Raw genomic sequence first — 15,088 nt, forward strand, 5'->3', positions numbered from 1 at the left:
ATATTATGGCAAAGAAGGGAGAAACATTATCATTAGATAGTATAAAAAAGTTTGTACAATTATATCAAAGCTATCACGAAACAAAGAAAGTGAGTGTCGATTTTGCTGCAAAAGAACTTTGTGTTACAAAATGGGAATTATGGGAATTTATCTGCAATAATAAATCTCATTTCAAATTAGATTCTTATTCAAATCCAAACAGTGATTGTATAACTAAACGATACATAATAGACGTTTTGGATTAATCTATATCACTTTTTATGAATATAATGCTCATTACAAATAAAGCCGGATTTCTCCGGCTTTGTCTTTGACACAGATACACCTCTACATATCAACATATTACACCAATCATTGACACACCCCACTAAAAAGGCGATACATCAAACGACACAGACAACACATTATATATTAATCGATTATCTTCATCACTGACACAGCTAGTGCCCCCCCAAAAAAATAAAAATCGTACAGTCAAATATCTAAAACAATAAACCGTTGAAATTCAATGAACTATTTACGACACAGCATTTGACACAAAACAAACACAGATAACACACTAAAATACAGCACATTACACAACCAAGTGACACAGGCTAGACACAGCAAGCGACACAAATAATAATAAATATAATATATAAAGAAAGAAGTATATACTTATACCAAGAAAGAAAAAGATTTCTTTCTTGCACAAACAAATTTTCAAGGGATCTGCTTGCTTTCTTCGATTTTGTTAGATATATTTGTATATTGTCGATTAAGCTAAACTTTAGTTGTCTGAATCATAAAGAATAAGTATATTTGCAATAAGTAATGGCAAATAAAACATATATATATAATTCTAATGTAAATATAATGGAAGATATAATAACACTTACCGCAAAAGAAAGATTATCTTATGCACTACAATTAAGAATTTTAGAAAAGTTAAGTCCTGATGATGACACTTTGAAGAATCTAAAAACAGCTATTGAAGAAGGGTATACTATCCACTACCAAGATTTATTTGAAATTTTATCAAATGAATTATCTTTAGAAGATTGTAGATTCGTTCTTGATGTTTTAGAAATGTATAGGGGGCTAATTTTCTCAGCCTTACAAATTAACGAAACCGATATCGTTAACAAAGTCAAATTTAGAGGTTTTGATTTCAATGATAATCTTGAAGCCAGAATGGCTAGCTATGCTAGGTATTTTGTTTTTGATTTAAGAAGATATGACGAAATAAAAACCAACTCAAATGGAGATTTCAGTAGTCATATGATAATGCAAAATAAGTACCAAAGAATGCTATCCATTTGGAAAGAATACGAATACATGGTAAGATATCACTTATCCAAAGAACAAATTGAATCAATATTAAATGCATAATTTATGGATATAATAAATTATTTAGCTTCAATTTGTTCTATAATAGGTGCAATTGTCGCATGGAGGCAATATAGAAAGACAAAATCAGCGTCATTGGCGGCCATAGAAGCAAAAGAATTTCTTCTTGCCAGAAAAGTCACCATCGATCTGAGTGAGTTACTAAAAGAGGCTAAAGCTATTGAAATAGTAATCATAAACTACACAATTAACACAGAAACAAGAAAATTAGGTAAAAATATCAATAAAGACCTAATGGCAATTCAGGTTTTTTTGTCTAAATTAAACGAAATCAAGGCACTTATTGATGACAAACATCCTATTAAAGATAAACTTAACATAAAATATAATACTATATGTACATATTCTCAAGATCTCAACAATAGCAATACTTCTAAAAATAAAATATTATTGGAAGAATTAAGAGGTCTTATATCTATTCTTAGTTCTGAAACTAACAAAAACTTTTATCAGTAAAGCCGCCTAATCCCCCAGCTTTATCCTTTTCATAATCTCCCCGTACATCCATTCTATATCCCTTCTGAAATATTTATCATTTTGATGAAGGAATACAATTGTCTCAATATTGTGAGAAATGAATGTTATATCCTTCAAGTCGATAGCCTCTGCAATCTTATCCCGCAATCCATTTGGCATCCGCCCACCGGCCAACACACTAGGTGCAAATAGAAAGAGAACTATAAAAATGAACTTCTTTCTTTGATGAGCACCCTCTACCCGTCCGGGGCACGCCTGATCGGATAAAAGCTCCCTAAACCATCCATACAACACGCTGATCTGGTTAAGGTCAGTTAGAATCGGAGTTGTCAACTCTGCTTCTCTCTCTGATAGTTTTGATTTTTGTTCCCGAATAGACTTTATTTCTGCAATTTCACTAAACATAGCACGATTAATTTAAAAGTAAGTAGTATATTTGTACTATAATCGTGTGGAGGGGTGACGGTCTGGTAGTGCGGGCGTTGCCTCTCGTGTTTTTAGAATGGTAGGTCTTCTTTGGGTGGCTCAGGTTGTGCCGATTGACTGATAGTATTCTGGCGTTGATTATCCTCTCGTTTACTGCCGAAAGAGAAGAACTCAACCTTATCCGCATGAATTTCGGTAACATACCGCTTTTCTCCCTGTTTGGTTTCATACTGCCAGTACCGAATTTACCTTCAATGTAAAGGTACCAGGGGTTTTCATCACACCAATCAAAATACTCATATGCTACAGACCATAAGAGCTCAGGAGAAGAGAAAAGGGTATCTCTTCCATGTTTACTCCTCAATTTCCAAAACTGATTATTCTTCGATGCAGCCATATCTAAAATTCTTATAAAGACAAATATAAGAATAATTTATCATATTGTATATTTAATATCCGACATGATACATAAATCAAAAAACAATCTAGCATTTATTAGATAATATAAATTACTTCGTATCTTTGTAATAGATAACCATAGAACATTAAATTCAATGAATAAAACTTTACTTATCATTGGCAATGGATTTGATTTAAATCTAGGTCTAAAAACAGGGTACTGCGACTTTATAAAAAGCGACTACTTCAAAAAGGAAGTTAATAATAACAATCAATTATGTAAATATCTACTTAATCAGCAAGAACTATATAATTGGATTGATATCGAAAATGAATTAAAAAAATATTCTACAGAAACAGATTCTCAACCCAAGCAAGTAAAACAAGATTTCAAAAACCTTAGTGCTTCTTTAATTGATTATCTTTCAAGTTTACCATATGATAAAATCAATAAAGAATCAATCGCATACCAAATTATTAATGACCTATGTAAAATGGATATTGTAATTATAGATTTCAACTATACTCCTACAACAAAGATTTTATATCCAGAAAAGAAGATAATAAAAGTTCATGGTTCCATAGAAAATAAAGATATTATATTTGGAGTAGAAGATATGGCTGACATAAAAAAAGAACATATTTTCTTAAAAAAATCCTATAATATAAATTTTACGCCAATAGATATTTCTAATTATTTAGAAATATCAGACAGTATAATATTTTTTGGACATTCTTTAGGAGAAACAGATCATACTTACTTTAAAGATTTCTTTTTTTTCCCAGGCAAATCCTACAATACTCCACTGAAAGAGGTATATATATCCTATCATGGTAACGATAGCTACGATAATATAATGATGCAAATAGATACTATGTCCAATCAAAATTTATATGAATTCAAGAAAAGCTATAATGTAAGATTCATTAATACAGTAAATGAAAAATATGACCATTTATAAAACCAACAGTAGCACCCTACAATCAATGCTTTTCAACAGTAACGCCCGACACCACATTCTTCAAGGCTTTTCCGGATCAGACGTTTGTTCTTGTCGCCATGGATACGATAGTTATTTGGATCAATCTTTATATTACTCATACATACAGATTTATATAAAGACAAATATAATAAAATATCATATAGGATACGTATTATACATTATGATATTTACAAAGCACAACTGTTAAGTTTATGGTTCCTTAAATATCATTACATCAAATAAATTTATACCTTTGGAAATTCATACAATAATATCATATGGCTATTATAACTCTCGAAGAACTTATAGAAGAAGGTAAAGAAATAAGAAATGGCATTTCTTACATCAATACATCACCTAATGTAATACGATTATTTAGTGCTTACAAACTACAAAGCACAACACAATATGAAACTTGGAAAAATAAGACTATAAGGTTTTTATCCTTCAAATTTGCAGGAGACAGATGTATTAATGATTTTGAAAAAGCAGCAGAAGCTTTCATTAAATCTTATAATTCACCTAGTTCATTTGATAAATTACTAGGAATACTGGAATCATGTCTTGTTATCCCAGAACTCCCAAAAGTTAAAAATGAGAATAATAAGACGGACAATTCTATACATGTCAATGTTAATCAATCTCAGAATCAATCTCAAGAACAGTCTTTAGCTATTGACATTTTCATTGAGGCAATAAAAGATGAGTTAACAGGCAAACAACAAAAAGAAATTAAAGCAATCATAGAAAATGAATCAGATCCTGTACAAGCTAAAAATAGACTTATAGATAAGATTAAAAGTTTTGGTTCTGATGTTGCTTCAAATGTTATTGCCAATATTATAACAAACCCTGCTATATGGGGTAATTTTTAAACGACCTATTTATAAATTATATACAAATAAAAAATGAACGAATCAATTACAAAACAGGCTTTACCGTCAGAAGAATACATAAAATTGTTGGGAATTGCTCTATGTGTTTTCAATTCAAATAATGCTTTTGTCATTGAAAATATTCTAAATAATAAAGGAAAACATCAATATGATTGGTATAATTTAATTGATACAACATCAGGATCTAAAAAGATGGAAACTGCAATCAAAAATACTATTACAGAAAATTCAGATGATAAAATAGCTAATTTATTTGAAGAACTATGTGATAAGAGAAATCGAATTATTCACAGTTTTCAAATAACATCAAACGGAGAGCAAATATTAGCTACAAAGGAAAAAGAAACAAATAAGCAATTTATTATTACAGAGGACTACCTTAAAGATTTTATTAAAGAGAATGAAAACCTATCAACAACACTCTATAAATTTAGAAGATATTGATATTTGGCACTAAACTCAATACCACAGGAACCGAATCCGGGATTAAATAGTCTCCCCCATTTTTTGATATTCTTCCCAGGTTAATAATTCAGATGACTCTGTTAATCCTAGGGATTTAATACTTTTTATATACTTTTTTTTCTCATCTTTTCCTGAATAATAAACGATGATCCACTTACATCCATCGGAAACAAGATCTTTTATCTTCTCAAAGTATGGCATATCTATTTCGTTTAATGAATGTCCCAACACTATAACATGTTGTACATTGCTTAAAGAATTAAAAAAAATCATATTATTTTCGATAGTTGATTGAACAGGCTTTCTTAATACATCATATAGATATAGTGAGGCTTTTTCAGCATCACTCCAAGGAACTCGATTACTATCGCCATTTTCATCAAATTCAACAATTTCTTTGAGGCTACCTCCGTGCCCAAAAATAAGATCAGAACTATTACTATTTATATCCCCATGTATATGTAAAATCTTTTCTGAAGGGATATTATATAGTTCTTCGAGGGTTAGAGTATAATTAAACGAAACAAATTTAGCATTATTGTCAAATTTTAAATTTTTCCTCAATACCTTTGTTATTGAAAGAGTCTTAAGCCATTCAAGAAAAGAATCACAGATTTCCTTATGCTCATACTCTATTTTCCCAGTGATTTCATCATACATACCAAACCAATCACTCCATTTAGGTTCTTTTTGATCAAACCATTCTTTTTCACTCATAACACTGATATCATGGAAAAACAAGTCACTTTCAAAAGTTCTTAAATCATTTTCAAAATCAGACCACAAATAATCTAGATCTTCTGACAGTTGAAAATAAGTATCAAAAAAAGATTCAAGCTTAGGGTTATTTTCTTTTACATATTTATGAAAATCCTGATATTTAGAATTTATAGAATGATGTAGATCAAATCCATTTCCAATAAGATACAATATACTATCTTTAAAAGTATGCAGATTTGATGAGTCCTTTTTGTTATACATAAATGCCTTTATTTCTTGTTAAATTTTAAATATAAAAATTCTAATGCAATTCTACAAATTTAATATTTAATTCTCTTTTCACAAAATCTGATCACTATACCAATAAATCGACTAAGTGTTCTTTTATAATATGGTACTAACTGAAATCCATTCAGTACCATTCTCGAACTGTTACAAACTAAAATGATTTATCCAAAAACAGTATTTGAATTGCTTTTTTTATTAAAATAATTAGGGTTCTAATTTTTAATTTCTGATATTTGCGAAATAAAATTGCATTACAGTAGCTGTAAGTATAATATCTTGTTCATTGGGATTTGGAATGCCCACTTACTTTGAGTTGTTTGCTCTAGGGGCAACACTATTTTCATTTAAAGATAACCAAAATAATAATGTTCAAAAAAAAGGAAGAAGCATGAAAAAGAAAAATGAAATTTGGAATGCGGTAGGGGTTGTGATTCTGGGCGAGGCAGGATTTTCCGACCAACAAGTAAAAACTTACAATGAAATAATGAGTAATCACAACTCTTCAAGATGGGTTCGAGTCCCACGCCGCCCTCTCAATTTAAAGGAAAAGCCGCTGACAGTATTCTGTAGTGGCTTTTTCTGTTAAATATGAATTAAAAATTGTCCTCTTGGATAACGCCGGTTTGCAATGCCATCAGCTTTTGATCTACCAAATGGCCCACATCCCAAACGTTCACAGGTTGAATCTGCAAATTATCCGCGATTTGCCTAGCAACTTCCTCCGTGACGGGATTGATTGCATAGATTGCACTGGCTGAAAGGAAGCGGGTAAAACCGGACTGTTTACTAGTCGTTGGCACATCTACTCGGAGGAAATTATTTCCTGCAATGTTTTGTTCACTACATTTGCCTGCTATCCGGTTATGTCCGAATAATTCGACAATACACCATAAATTAAAATTCTCATTTGTTTCCATGATTCGTTATTATTTAATTTTCTTATATTTGCCAAACCGAACCGTTAGCTCAGCTGGTTTAGAGCGCTGCCTTGACAGGGCAGAGGTCGCCGGTTCGAATCCGGCACGGTTCACTTTTTAAATATTATATAAGTCACCAACATTATATACTACATGAAGTATTTTTGTAAAGAAGATAATTCAACCAAAGGATTAGAACATTACTCTGCTGACATTCAAAAAATTAAACGAGAACACAACGCTGATCGGAACTCAAAACAGTCACAAAAGTTCTCTTATATTAACATAGCTATTGCAATAGTAACACTTATTGTTTCCGTGATAGCATTAATCCTTCAATAAATACATTTATGTTCTTTTTAATGTCGACTCAATACTTAATTTTCAATTTTTCCGCGTTTGTTCGCCTTGCAAATAAGGTGAGCAAAAGTTCAATTCTCTTCTAATTCCGGTATCGGCATCCAATGCGTTACTACTCCAAAAACCTTATAGGCATTTTCTCCGTAAATTACAAACCCGATATTATTGTCGCAATAATAAGCTGTAGATTTGCTTCCATATTGGCTCCTTACCAAGACGATATTTTGATCACATGGTAACCCTTCCTTAACGCTTATCCAGGGAGACTGTTTGGTACCATCTATAAAACCCTTCGCATATACCTGTCGAAGATACACTTCGATTACGGCTGGTTGGTTTATTCGGTTAGCCAATTGGCTTGCTATATCTTTTAGTTTCATCTTTTTTATCTCCTAATTGCCTGATTTCTTCTTTTAAAGCATCCATGTTATCTTCAATGTACGCCTGGACTTCCGCATTACATTTCTCATTGTTGTATAGCCACATCAAGTATGTAGCCGGAACATTTGCCATTTTCTCACCCTTATATTTTCCCCAAGGCATAAGGGAGTTATCTTCAAGTCTCATATTTATTTCTATTGCTAGTATATACAATTTTAAACCGTCTTCTCTATCGAATGTGCAAATCAAATGAGTTTTGTTATTCAATCTTTTTTGAATATAGCTGTCAATATTTCTACCAAAAACAGGAACATATTTCATAACAACTTAATATTTACGCCGTCAACCTTCGACGGATCAGGTTCATATTCTTTTTCACAAGTTCAAGTATCTGATTATGATACTTTGTATTATTATTTCCATGCCCATAACATTGATTGACCGTCATAGTCGTTAAATTTATTTCGATTGTCTCAATGTGTTTATCTCCAATTCGAGCGGAAAGAACAAGGGAATTAGTCTTTTTATAATACTCATTTGTAAATACACAGTGATTCAAAGCATCCCCTTCTTCTTTAAACTCTTCAACACTACGTAGTACACGTACCACTACAACCCCATCATTGAATTGAACATCAAAGAATTTACCTTTCTGTTCTTGATATTTGAGATTGTCTTCCTTCATCTTTTCAAAAAGTCGTTTCCGTCGTTGTTCTGCATAAATAGCTTTTTCACGATCAAAGGCAGCACGTTCTTTAGCCAATTCGCGATTCCGCTTATTCATATACTCATCATGAGCATTTCTTAAATTAACAGGACAGACATAGTGAGCATTGCGTAAATCCTTTTTGTAGTAACTGAGTAACATCAAATAATCAAGCCACATTTTTGCATCTTTCACCGAATAATGGTTACGCATACATATCTTGATCGATGGCCAGTATCTTTTTATTTCATCATCATATCCTGCACACATTCTACAGAGCAAATCAAACTGACAGGCTTTAAGTAATGTTTCAGCTTGGTTATTTGTACTGATTAGATGAAAGAAGTTAAAAGGATAATAGCCGTACATCTTTCCTTTGAATCCATATTTTCTCCAAACAGAAAGATATTTTCGAACAGGATAACATGCATCGCATCCAACATTGTAGGCATGTTTATCTCTTCCCCTTAATTCCATCTCACTTTCAAAACACCACGCATCACTATAATATTGATGGGTATTAGTAAGTTTTGCAAATGTTTCAAATCTACCATCAGGCAGGAGCCATCGCTGAACAACTTCCGCAATTTTATATTGTGCCTCACAGCCAAATTTGAATTCCTTCTTAATCATAAAATAACGGAATACTTGAAATCCCTGGCATGTTGTTATAATAGAGAAATACTCTGCTTGAAAATCATTCTTTCTCGTACTTGTTTCGATCTTCAACTTACTTCCACAATTGGGACAAAGATCAATTTCTCCATCTTCAAATTTCATTGTATCAGGAAAAACTTCACTACAATGAGTACAAGTAATAATACCTTTTTTCAATCGAAGACCAATACGATCAACGACATTTTCAATAGCCCATTGACGATGTTTCTCAGTAAATTTCGGTAATTGTGCGCTCAGTTTAACTACCAGCTTTTGTAATTTTGTTTTTGGCTTCATGGCTTAATCAAATAAAGATAATTGTAATTTGCTTTCTTCTCTCTTACCTCTCCCCCGCTTAACAGTGGAAAAAACAGGCCGTTCATATTGTATCGACAACTGTTCCACAGTTTGAACCTCAGGAACCTGTTTGCTACTTACAACCCGGCTTTTAACTGAATTACCTATTCTAGCATTCACTTTGATATTTTCCTCTTCGTAATAGTGTATAGCTAAGCCGAACACTTCATTATCAGTCATTACCACCTCATTACCGCGCTTCCGCGCTTCACCTAAAATATACCGGCAACATTCATCAATGTTCTTCTTTGGATTAGTAAACTTCGGAGCAAATAGTGTGTCCTCTGCTGCCCGCTGTTTCAAATAATCAGCGATTACTTCATTAAAGTTTTTTGTTCTCATAGGATATTATTTTTAGTTTAGTTATCTTCTACTCTCTCCGTTCAACTCAATCAGGTTGAACATTTCACCACGTCGATCACGGATATAATCACCGTATTTACGTTCTACATCATTCGGATAAAGGTTTGTTGTAACATAGGTTTTTAATCCGTACTGTTGCCAATAGCTGTACCGAATGTGAAATATATGCTGCATCACGTTCAACTCATTCCCGAAATATTTTGCCGGGATAGGTTCACGGCCGAACTCGTCGAAACACATATCAACCGGGCCCAATGAAGACCATCCGGCATTATCCAGATACCGGCTCAAATCTCCGTGCATTGCATATTCTGTCGTAATCCGGCTACACACATACACCCGGAACCCCCTTTGTAAAGTTTGCATAAACCCGCTGAAAATATACATCAGCGTAGATTTACCGGTACCGACCGGACCGGCTAACCACAAACCTTTTTGGATATCGAGCGATCCCGGTTGTTTCAGGAAATACAGAAACAGGGAATACACGATCGCTCTGTTTCGCTCGTCGATTACAAATGTGCCTTTGGAATAGTGATCTGCTACCCGAAGAAATAATTTCTTATAGGCCGTTAGGTCAATCTTATTTTCCGGCGTATCTGTTACCGGACGCTGGATTGTTTGTCTTACTTCCTGTACTCCTTGCATCTCGTTTAATTTTTTCGTCTAAAATCCATTTGTTTGCTAAACTATCCCAGTCAGTAACCTGTACACCGGTTCCTTTACGCCAACCCTGGGAATTGTAGTGAGAGAAAAATAACCGTCCCTGGTTCTCCCAATCCGGCAATAAGCTGCCGGAAAAGAATTTTAATACATCGTCCAGTACTGGAGGAATAAATTCTTTCTTTGCCCTACCGGATTTCTTTTTCGGCTTTTCTTCCGGAAAAGGCAAATTGTTTTCATGGGGGATTATAGGGGGTATATTATTACTTGTTTTATTTAGTTTATTTATAGGGGTCTGATTAGGTATCAGATTAGGTGTTAAGTTAGGTGTCAAGTTAGGTATTAAGTTAGGTGTCAAAATTTGATACCTTGTTTTATCTTTTTGACCTTTTCCACCGGAAATAAATTTAATTAAACCCGCCTGAGATAACCGGTTCCTGGCTGTCTTCATTGTATTTAATGACACTCCCACATTAGCAGATGTTTTATCATCTTTATGCGTCCAGTTATCCGCCCAGCCTAAACGATTTGCTGTTTTTACCAAGTAAAAATACAGTCTCGTTTCACAGCAGGAGAATTGCCATTGCTCATCCAATTCCCAAAACCGATTTATTAATTCAATATAATTCATCGCTCAATACCTAAATAGTTCTTGACCTCTTTCATAAACTCATTCAATGACCGGCAGACAACGTATTTATTGCCTGCCGCCTCCGCTACCCTCTGCCAGTCCTTCTGCGAATCCTGCTGCGTACCTTTCTTATACTTCATCTCTATGCAAAGGCTACCGTGACCACCTTTTGGAAAAAGTAAAATAAGATCAGCAACACCAGCCCGGACACCCTGCCTTTTGAGATTGGCCGCTTCTATCTTGTTACGTCGGCCACCGTTCGGAACAGCGAAAAGAAGCAGTTTCAATTTTGGAAATTGTAGATTGAACCACTCTATACATGAAGATTGCAGACCTGCCTCACCTTTCATATTGCATTGCTGAATAGTGCACCATCCAGACGACGATCGAACGGAGACGTGCTTGTTTCACTTTTCTTGATTCCTGATTTAGCAGACATTTTCAAAATCATTGCATCGACAGTTTTCTCCGGTACCTGATCATCTGTCCCGGTTACATCGTTTGCTATGTCTTTCTTTGTCTGAATAATATCCCATATCGATTCATCAATTGTATTTTTTCCAAGGAAGTAATAACAATTCACACTATTCTTTTGACCGATACGGTGCGCTCTATCTTCCGCCTGCTCACAATCGGCAAATGTCCACGGGAACTCAACAAAGGCAACTCGGCTACTAGCTGTCAATGTAAGACCTACCCCTGCCGATTTATAATTACAGATGATAAGGTTACATTTCGGATCATTTTGAAACCGATCAACGGCATCCTGTCGTTCCTGGCTGGTATTGTCTCCAACGATGGTAACTGCATTAGGGAATACTTTCTTTATCTCCTGTACAACCTCTTTGAGGAAGGCAAAAACAATCAACTTTTCACCGGAATCAATTATATCCTGGATAAACTCTACGGCTGCCGATATTTTTCCTCTAGCTGCAATTTGTCGGAGTTTCTGCATTTGTACCATCACTTTACCACGTTCGGCCCGTCGTAACTTTTCATCATCAGCATTTTCATAAGCAGCTAAATAACTAAGCAGATCATGTTCTGCATCCTGATATTCTTTTCTGTTTGTGATATCCACATTCACAACCTGACGCATCTTATCCGGCAGCTGATCCAAAACCTTTGCTTTCTCCCTCCGGAAGAAACCGGTATTCCATAATCGCCAGTTTAGCATCTCCAAATTACTTGCCTGCCGTGGTCCCTGCATAAAGTTTGCTTCAAAACTCTTATATCCTCCGAAATCATCCAAACGATTCATAATCTTTAATTGCTGGATCAGGTCACCCGGACCATTGATCGAAGGTGTTCCAGTGAGCAGGAAACGATATTCCTTTCCCTGGCATAACTTGTAACAAATCTTTGATTGCTGTGTCTTACTTGACTTACATCGGTGGCTTTCATCAATGATCACACACTTAAACAAACTGGCTACCGGCTTTAGCTTAATCGACCGGGTTACACCACCGGCAAAGTCTTCAACAAAAAACTTTTTCAATGATTCATAATTCGTAATGAAAACATCACAGCACCCCATTTCGTAATACCGGTGCCAGTTGTTTTTATTCCGATCATCAAGGATAATCGCATCTTTTCCTGTGAATTTCTTCCATTCCCGTTGCCAGTTGATCTTTAGACTGGCGGGACAGATCACCAATACCGGCCATGTTTTTGCTATAAAAGATGTACCGATAGCCTGAAGGGTATTATGAGTTACCACAAATTCATCTGTTAAATACAGTTCATCTGGAGCATCAACCTTGATGCACCGACACTCTTCCTTCCTATCCAGTTCTATATTCTCTATATAACGTGAACAATAGTTTCCTCTCTGAATTTTATATCGCTCAGCTTTACGCACTGTACTGAATGGATTAAACCGCGTAGTAATTATGACCTGATATTCGATAGATTTTCCTTCATTCATGCGATCATATTCCCTTATATGAGCCAAGCCACCTAACGATTGAACCAGCTCTACAACATTATCACATAATTTGCGACTCATTGAGTGATAGATCATTCGTGCCCTTCCACTTGTGATAGACCCATCTGTATCCATCAGACCACGAAGTAACTCAATACGCTGTTCTATATCACCATACAAGTATTCGTTAGGTATAAACTTATCTTCCGATTTGACATCAATGTTCAAACGACGGATCTCGGCTAAAAAATGATTCACATGCTTACCATCCGAATTACATATACAGTATCTTGGACAAGTAGCAATATTATCGCCTCTTAATCGCATGTAATCAGGAAGAAGTTTTTTTATCTTTTGGTGAATATCACTGTCAATATCAGGATTACTGAGACAAACAACACCATTGCATAAATTTCCATCACCAATCAAAGCGCCAAGGATATATGGATGTATTATGTAATTCTTATGCGAATACTTAACCGGATCACACACAGGAATTTCCCAGCGTAATATTGGCTTACGACCACTTGCTTTGCGGCTTGGTGAAATATTCCATCTAAGTCCTTTTTTTAAAATATCCTCCGTACTCATCGTCTTCCATCCTTGATTACGTTTTCTCATATTCACATCCCTGACATTCCACAAATGCTCAAGACCTGCATAACATACAGCACCATCATTGAATGTAAACCGATATACATCTTTTACCCCATGATCGAATATACCGGTAACATGATAGACATTTCCATCCCGTCCAAATAGCTCATCTCCTGCCCTTAAATCCCCCATCTTCCGAAATCCCGATGGAGTGGCAATTAGCGCACTGTAAGGTTCCATTTTTCCTAAACCAGGTTGATCCCCGAAGAAACACCGCTTTTTCTGTAAAGCATAGGCAATACCTTGTTTCTGATATGGGAAAGGTTCTATCTTTAACCCATGCGGTGAAAGTAATTCCGGCATCGGAGGAAGCGTATAGTGAACGTCCGGTCTTGAAGCCTGAGCTCCTTTTTGTACACTTTTCTCATAGCCTTTTTTCACAGCCCAGTTAGCAAAAATGTCGACATAGGCCTTTTGAGTATATTTTCCAGGTGGATAGAAACTTTTAGGTATCACCCACATATTTAGTTTGCTGTCAAACTTCCGTCCAGGAATACGTTTGACAACATCAATCATAAGCGGATGATACTTAAATTGCAGGAAATAATTCTTTTCGTCTTCTTGGATTAACATGCTGCTGCTGTTGCAAGAGGTTGATTTTTCGGTTTACGTCCTCGCTTCGGTTTCTCAACAGTGATCGGAGTAACTACTCCGGTATCCGTATCTACCATTTTTCCGGCTTCAAACGGAGCGTCCGGTACTGCTTCAAAGTCTAGCGTCGTTTGAGTTATAGCAAATTTTTGATTGAACAAATATTCTTTTACTTCATAAATCACTGCCTGTACAGCCAGGTTCAATTCATTAATGTAAGGATATTCAAATTCACTATCCGATGATTCCAACGCCTGAGCAGGAGAACAGAAATCAACTGAACCACCAATTTGAAGATACCGTTCACCCATCAAAATGACCGTATTGGTACTACTATCATTCTTTCCCATTTTGATACCGTAAACATCAGCATTCTTAAAATCATCGTCGTCACCGATCAGATTATCCATTCCAACAATCGCAGCTCGCTGACTTACTTTATCGGATTCTTTCATTTCTGTGAGAAGAATAAAATGAGGAATCAATTTCTTGAATGCATTTGTACAATCAATATGTGCCGGTATCTCAGACTTAACAGCGATGTCCTTGTCACCCTCCGGACGGAACTCCGTATAAGTTACTGTCAACTGACGACCATTCAAAACGGCCTTTTTAATTTTAGGTTCTCTTTCTTCCATACTATCAACGAATTAATGTGTTATACTTTTCCGGGCATGTGGTCATTACTATTGCAGAACCAATCACTAACCGGGTTAATTTTTTCGCTTTCAACAACCTTTTTTCAGTGGCTTTTACTGATTTTACTAAAGTCTGTTTAGCGGTTTCACTCTCATGTTCATGGGCGAGATTCCCAATCTTAACCTGTTTTTCCATC

21 protein-coding genes and 1 tRNA gene are annotated in these 15,088 nt (G+C 35.1%); 8 read left to right on the forward strand and 14 right to left on the reverse strand.

Annotated elements, in window-relative coordinates; translation table 11 throughout:
- The first annotated feature begins 5 nt into the window (after positions 1–5).
- From HMPREF1535_RS01100 to HMPREF1535_RS01110, 3 genes are all read left to right on the forward strand, one after another.
- Positions 6–245, forward strand: a complete 240-nt coding sequence (locus HMPREF1535_RS01100; protein ID WP_046145053.1) for a hypothetical protein — start codon at positions 6–8, stop codon at positions 243–245.
- A gap of 610 nt (positions 246–855) precedes the next feature.
- Positions 856–1,371: a YfbU family protein gene (locus HMPREF1535_RS25005; RefSeq protein ID WP_167769552.1), complete on the forward strand. Its 516-nt coding sequence runs from the start codon at positions 856–858 to the stop codon at positions 1,369–1,371.
- Between the two features lie 3 nt (positions 1,372–1,374).
- The gene (locus tag HMPREF1535_RS01110; RefSeq protein ID WP_046145054.1) at positions 1,375–1,845 is read left to right on the forward strand and encodes a hypothetical protein; all 471 of its coding nucleotides are present in this window, start codon (positions 1,375–1,377) and stop codon (positions 1,843–1,845) included.
- Between the two features lie 6 nt (positions 1,846–1,851).
- Here HMPREF1535_RS01110 and HMPREF1535_RS01115 read toward each other — a convergent pair whose 3' ends face one another.
- A complete protein-coding gene (locus tag HMPREF1535_RS01115) occupies positions 1,852–2,271 on the reverse strand; it encodes a hypothetical protein (RefSeq protein ID WP_046145055.1) in 420 nt (139 codons plus the stop codon).
- Between the two features lie 7 nt (positions 2,272–2,278).
- Positions 2,279–2,689: a terminase small subunit gene (locus HMPREF1535_RS26060; protein WP_046145056.1), complete on the reverse strand. Its 411-nt coding sequence runs from the start codon at positions 2,687–2,689 to the stop codon at positions 2,279–2,281.
- 157 nt (positions 2,690–2,846) lie between these two features.
- Here HMPREF1535_RS26060 and HMPREF1535_RS01125 point away from each other — a divergent pair, with 157 nt between their 5' ends.
- From HMPREF1535_RS01125 to HMPREF1535_RS01135, 3 genes are all read left to right on the forward strand, one after another.
- On the forward strand, positions 2,847–3,653 hold the full coding sequence (locus HMPREF1535_RS01125; RefSeq protein ID WP_046145057.1) for an AbiH family protein: 807 nt from the start codon (positions 2,847–2,849) through the stop codon (positions 3,651–3,653).
- 299 nt (positions 3,654–3,952) lie between these two features.
- Positions 3,953–4,549 (forward strand): hypothetical protein, encoded by a 597-nt coding sequence (locus HMPREF1535_RS25010; protein ID WP_052716628.1) that lies wholly within the window; start codon positions 3,953–3,955, stop codon positions 4,547–4,549.
- Positions 4,550–4,582: 33 nt separating this feature from the next.
- Complete coding sequence (locus HMPREF1535_RS01135) at positions 4,583–5,014, forward strand: hypothetical protein (RefSeq protein WP_046145058.1); 432 nt, start codon at positions 4,583–4,585, stop codon at positions 5,012–5,014.
- A gap of 42 nt (positions 5,015–5,056) precedes the next feature.
- Here the strand turns inward: HMPREF1535_RS01135 and HMPREF1535_RS01140 are convergent, their stop codons facing one another.
- A complete protein-coding gene (locus HMPREF1535_RS01140; RefSeq protein WP_046145059.1) occupies positions 5,057–6,016 on the reverse strand; it encodes a bacteriophage abortive infection AbiH family protein in 960 nt (319 codons plus the stop codon).
- A 415-nt stretch (positions 6,017–6,431) separates the two neighbouring features.
- Between HMPREF1535_RS01140 and HMPREF1535_RS01145 the strand changes: the two genes are divergently transcribed.
- The gene (locus HMPREF1535_RS01145) at positions 6,432–6,629 is read left to right on the forward strand and encodes a hypothetical protein (protein WP_148499096.1); all 198 of its coding nucleotides are present in this window, start codon (positions 6,432–6,434) and stop codon (positions 6,627–6,629) included.
- A 7-nt stretch (positions 6,630–6,636) separates the two neighbouring features.
- Here HMPREF1535_RS01145 and HMPREF1535_RS01150 read toward each other — a convergent pair whose 3' ends face one another.
- Positions 6,637–6,960 carry a hypothetical protein gene (locus HMPREF1535_RS01150; protein WP_052716629.1) on the reverse strand — a complete coding sequence of 108 codons (324 nt, stop codon included), beginning with the start codon at positions 6,958–6,960 and terminating at the stop codon, positions 6,637–6,639.
- 38 nt (positions 6,961–6,998) lie between these two features.
- Here HMPREF1535_RS01150 and HMPREF1535_RS01155 point away from each other — a divergent pair.
- Positions 6,999–7,073: transfer RNA gene (locus HMPREF1535_RS01155), tRNA-Val, on the forward strand.
- Positions 7,074–7,391: 318 nt separating this feature from the next.
- On the opposite strand, the gene HMPREF1535_RS01160 is transcribed toward HMPREF1535_RS01155, so the two are convergent.
- From HMPREF1535_RS01160 to HMPREF1535_RS01205, 10 genes are read right to left on the reverse strand one after another with little or no spacing between them, the layout of a single operon-like run.
- Complete coding sequence (locus HMPREF1535_RS01160; RefSeq protein ID WP_235438425.1) at positions 7,392–7,673, reverse strand: DUF551 domain-containing protein; 282 nt, start codon at positions 7,671–7,673, stop codon at positions 7,392–7,394.
- Positions 7,666–8,022: a putative quorum-sensing-regulated virulence factor gene (locus HMPREF1535_RS01165; RefSeq protein ID WP_028729669.1), complete on the reverse strand. Its 357-nt coding sequence runs from the start codon at positions 8,020–8,022 to the stop codon at positions 7,666–7,668. Before HMPREF1535_RS01165 ends, HMPREF1535_RS01160 begins: the two co-directional genes overlap by 8 nt.
- Positions 8,023–8,035: 13 nt before the next feature.
- Positions 8,036–9,361, reverse strand: coding sequence for a PcfJ domain-containing protein (locus tag HMPREF1535_RS01170; protein ID WP_046145061.1), 1,326 nt, complete (start codon positions 9,359–9,361; stop codon positions 8,036–8,038).
- A 3-nt stretch (positions 9,362–9,364) separates the two neighbouring features.
- On the reverse strand, positions 9,365–9,763 hold the full coding sequence (locus HMPREF1535_RS25265; protein ID WP_046145062.1) for a PcfK-like family protein: 399 nt from the start codon (positions 9,761–9,763) through the stop codon (positions 9,365–9,367).
- 21 nt (positions 9,764–9,784) lie between these two features.
- Complete coding sequence (locus tag HMPREF1535_RS01180) at positions 9,785–10,432, reverse strand: P-loop NTPase family protein (RefSeq protein WP_052716630.1); 648 nt, start codon at positions 10,430–10,432, stop codon at positions 9,785–9,787.
- Positions 10,368–11,078, reverse strand: a complete 711-nt coding sequence (locus HMPREF1535_RS26065) for a hypothetical protein (RefSeq protein WP_187386416.1) — start codon at positions 11,076–11,078, stop codon at positions 10,368–10,370. The genes HMPREF1535_RS01180 and HMPREF1535_RS26065 overlap by 65 nt, the downstream gene beginning before the upstream one ends.
- Positions 11,075–11,428: a VRR-NUC domain-containing protein gene (locus HMPREF1535_RS01190; protein ID WP_028729673.1), complete on the reverse strand. Its 354-nt coding sequence runs from the start codon at positions 11,426–11,428 to the stop codon at positions 11,075–11,077. The genes HMPREF1535_RS26065 and HMPREF1535_RS01190 overlap by 4 nt, the downstream gene beginning before the upstream one ends.
- On the reverse strand, positions 11,425–14,235 hold the full coding sequence (locus HMPREF1535_RS25025; RefSeq protein ID WP_052716631.1) for an SNF2-related protein: 2,811 nt from the start codon (positions 14,233–14,235) through the stop codon (positions 11,425–11,427). The genes HMPREF1535_RS01190 and HMPREF1535_RS25025 overlap by 4 nt, the downstream gene beginning before the upstream one ends.
- The gene (locus HMPREF1535_RS01200) at positions 14,229–14,891 is read right to left on the reverse strand and encodes a hypothetical protein (protein WP_046145063.1); all 663 of its coding nucleotides are present in this window, start codon (positions 14,889–14,891) and stop codon (positions 14,229–14,231) included. The genes HMPREF1535_RS25025 and HMPREF1535_RS01200 overlap by 7 nt, the downstream gene beginning before the upstream one ends.
- A 4-nt stretch (positions 14,892–14,895) precedes the next feature.
- Entirely contained in the window at positions 14,896–15,087 is a 192-nt protein-coding gene (locus HMPREF1535_RS01205; protein ID WP_028729675.1) for a hypothetical protein, read from the reverse strand.
- Position 15,088: the final 1 nt, after the last annotated feature.

This window comes from Parabacteroides goldsteinii DSM 19448 = WAL 12034, assembly GCF_000969835.1.
GTDB classification, from domain to species: domain Bacteria; phylum Bacteroidota; class Bacteroidia; order Bacteroidales; family Tannerellaceae; genus Parabacteroides; species Parabacteroides goldsteinii.

What these genes read in the sequence shown, in the direction of transcription:
- HMPREF1535_RS01100 (WP_046145053.1), top strand. Translation starts at nt 6, where the DNA reads ATGGCAAAGAAGGGAGAAACATTATCATTAGATAGTATAAAAAAGTTT.
- HMPREF1535_RS25005 (WP_167769552.1), top strand. Translation starts at nt 856, where the DNA reads ATGGAAGATATAATAACACTTACCGCAAAAGAAAGATTATCTTATGCA.
- HMPREF1535_RS01110 (WP_046145054.1), top strand. Translation starts at nt 1,375, where the DNA reads ATGGATATAATAAATTATTTAGCTTCAATTTGTTCTATAATAGGTGCA.
- HMPREF1535_RS01115 (WP_046145055.1), bottom strand. Translation starts at nt 2,271, where the DNA reads ATGTTTAGTGAAATTGCAGAAATAAAGTCTATTCGGGAACAAAAATCA.
- HMPREF1535_RS26060 (WP_046145056.1), bottom strand. Translation starts at nt 2,689, where the DNA reads ATGGCTGCATCGAAGAATAATCAGTTTTGGAAATTGAGGAGTAAACAT.
- HMPREF1535_RS01125 (WP_046145057.1), top strand. Translation starts at nt 2,847, where the DNA reads ATGAATAAAACTTTACTTATCATTGGCAATGGATTTGATTTAAATCTA.
- HMPREF1535_RS25010 (WP_052716628.1), top strand. Translation starts at nt 3,953, where the DNA reads ATGGCTATTATAACTCTCGAAGAACTTATAGAAGAAGGTAAAGAAATA.
- HMPREF1535_RS01135 (WP_046145058.1), top strand. Translation starts at nt 4,583, where the DNA reads ATGAACGAATCAATTACAAAACAGGCTTTACCGTCAGAAGAATACATA.
- HMPREF1535_RS01140 (WP_046145059.1), bottom strand. Translation starts at nt 6,016, where the DNA reads ATGTATAACAAAAAGGACTCATCAAATCTGCATACTTTTAAAGATAGT.
- HMPREF1535_RS01145 (WP_148499096.1), top strand. Translation starts at nt 6,432, where the DNA reads ATGAAAAAGAAAAATGAAATTTGGAATGCGGTAGGGGTTGTGATTCTG.
- HMPREF1535_RS01150 (WP_052716629.1), bottom strand. Translation starts at nt 6,960, where the DNA reads ATGGAAACAAATGAGAATTTTAATTTATGGTGTATTGTCGAATTATTC.
- HMPREF1535_RS01165 (WP_028729669.1), bottom strand. Translation starts at nt 8,022, where the DNA reads ATGAAATATGTTCCTGTTTTTGGTAGAAATATTGACAGCTATATTCAA.
- HMPREF1535_RS01170 (WP_046145061.1), bottom strand. Translation starts at nt 9,361, where the DNA reads ATGAAGCCAAAAACAAAATTACAAAAGCTGGTAGTTAAACTGAGCGCA.
- HMPREF1535_RS25265 (WP_046145062.1), bottom strand. Translation starts at nt 9,763, where the DNA reads ATGAGAACAAAAAACTTTAATGAAGTAATCGCTGATTATTTGAAACAG.
- HMPREF1535_RS01180 (WP_052716630.1), bottom strand. Translation starts at nt 10,432, where the DNA reads ATGCAAGGAGTACAGGAAGTAAGACAAACAATCCAGCGTCCGGTAACA.
- HMPREF1535_RS26065 (WP_187386416.1), bottom strand. Translation starts at nt 11,078, where the DNA reads ATGAATTATATTGAATTAATAAATCGGTTTTGGGAATTGGATGAGCAA.
- HMPREF1535_RS01190 (WP_028729673.1), bottom strand. Translation starts at nt 11,428, where the DNA reads ATGAAAGGTGAGGCAGGTCTGCAATCTTCATGTATAGAGTGGTTCAAT.
- HMPREF1535_RS25025 (WP_052716631.1), bottom strand. Translation starts at nt 14,235, where the DNA reads ATGTTAATCCAAGAAGACGAAAAGAATTATTTCCTGCAATTTAAGTAT.
- HMPREF1535_RS01200 (WP_046145063.1), bottom strand. Translation starts at nt 14,891, where the DNA reads ATGGAAGAAAGAGAACCTAAAATTAAAAAGGCCGTTTTGAATGGTCGT.
- HMPREF1535_RS01205 (WP_028729675.1), bottom strand. Translation starts at nt 15,087, where the DNA reads ATGGAAAAACAGGTTAAGATTGGGAATCTCGCCCATGAACATGAGAGT.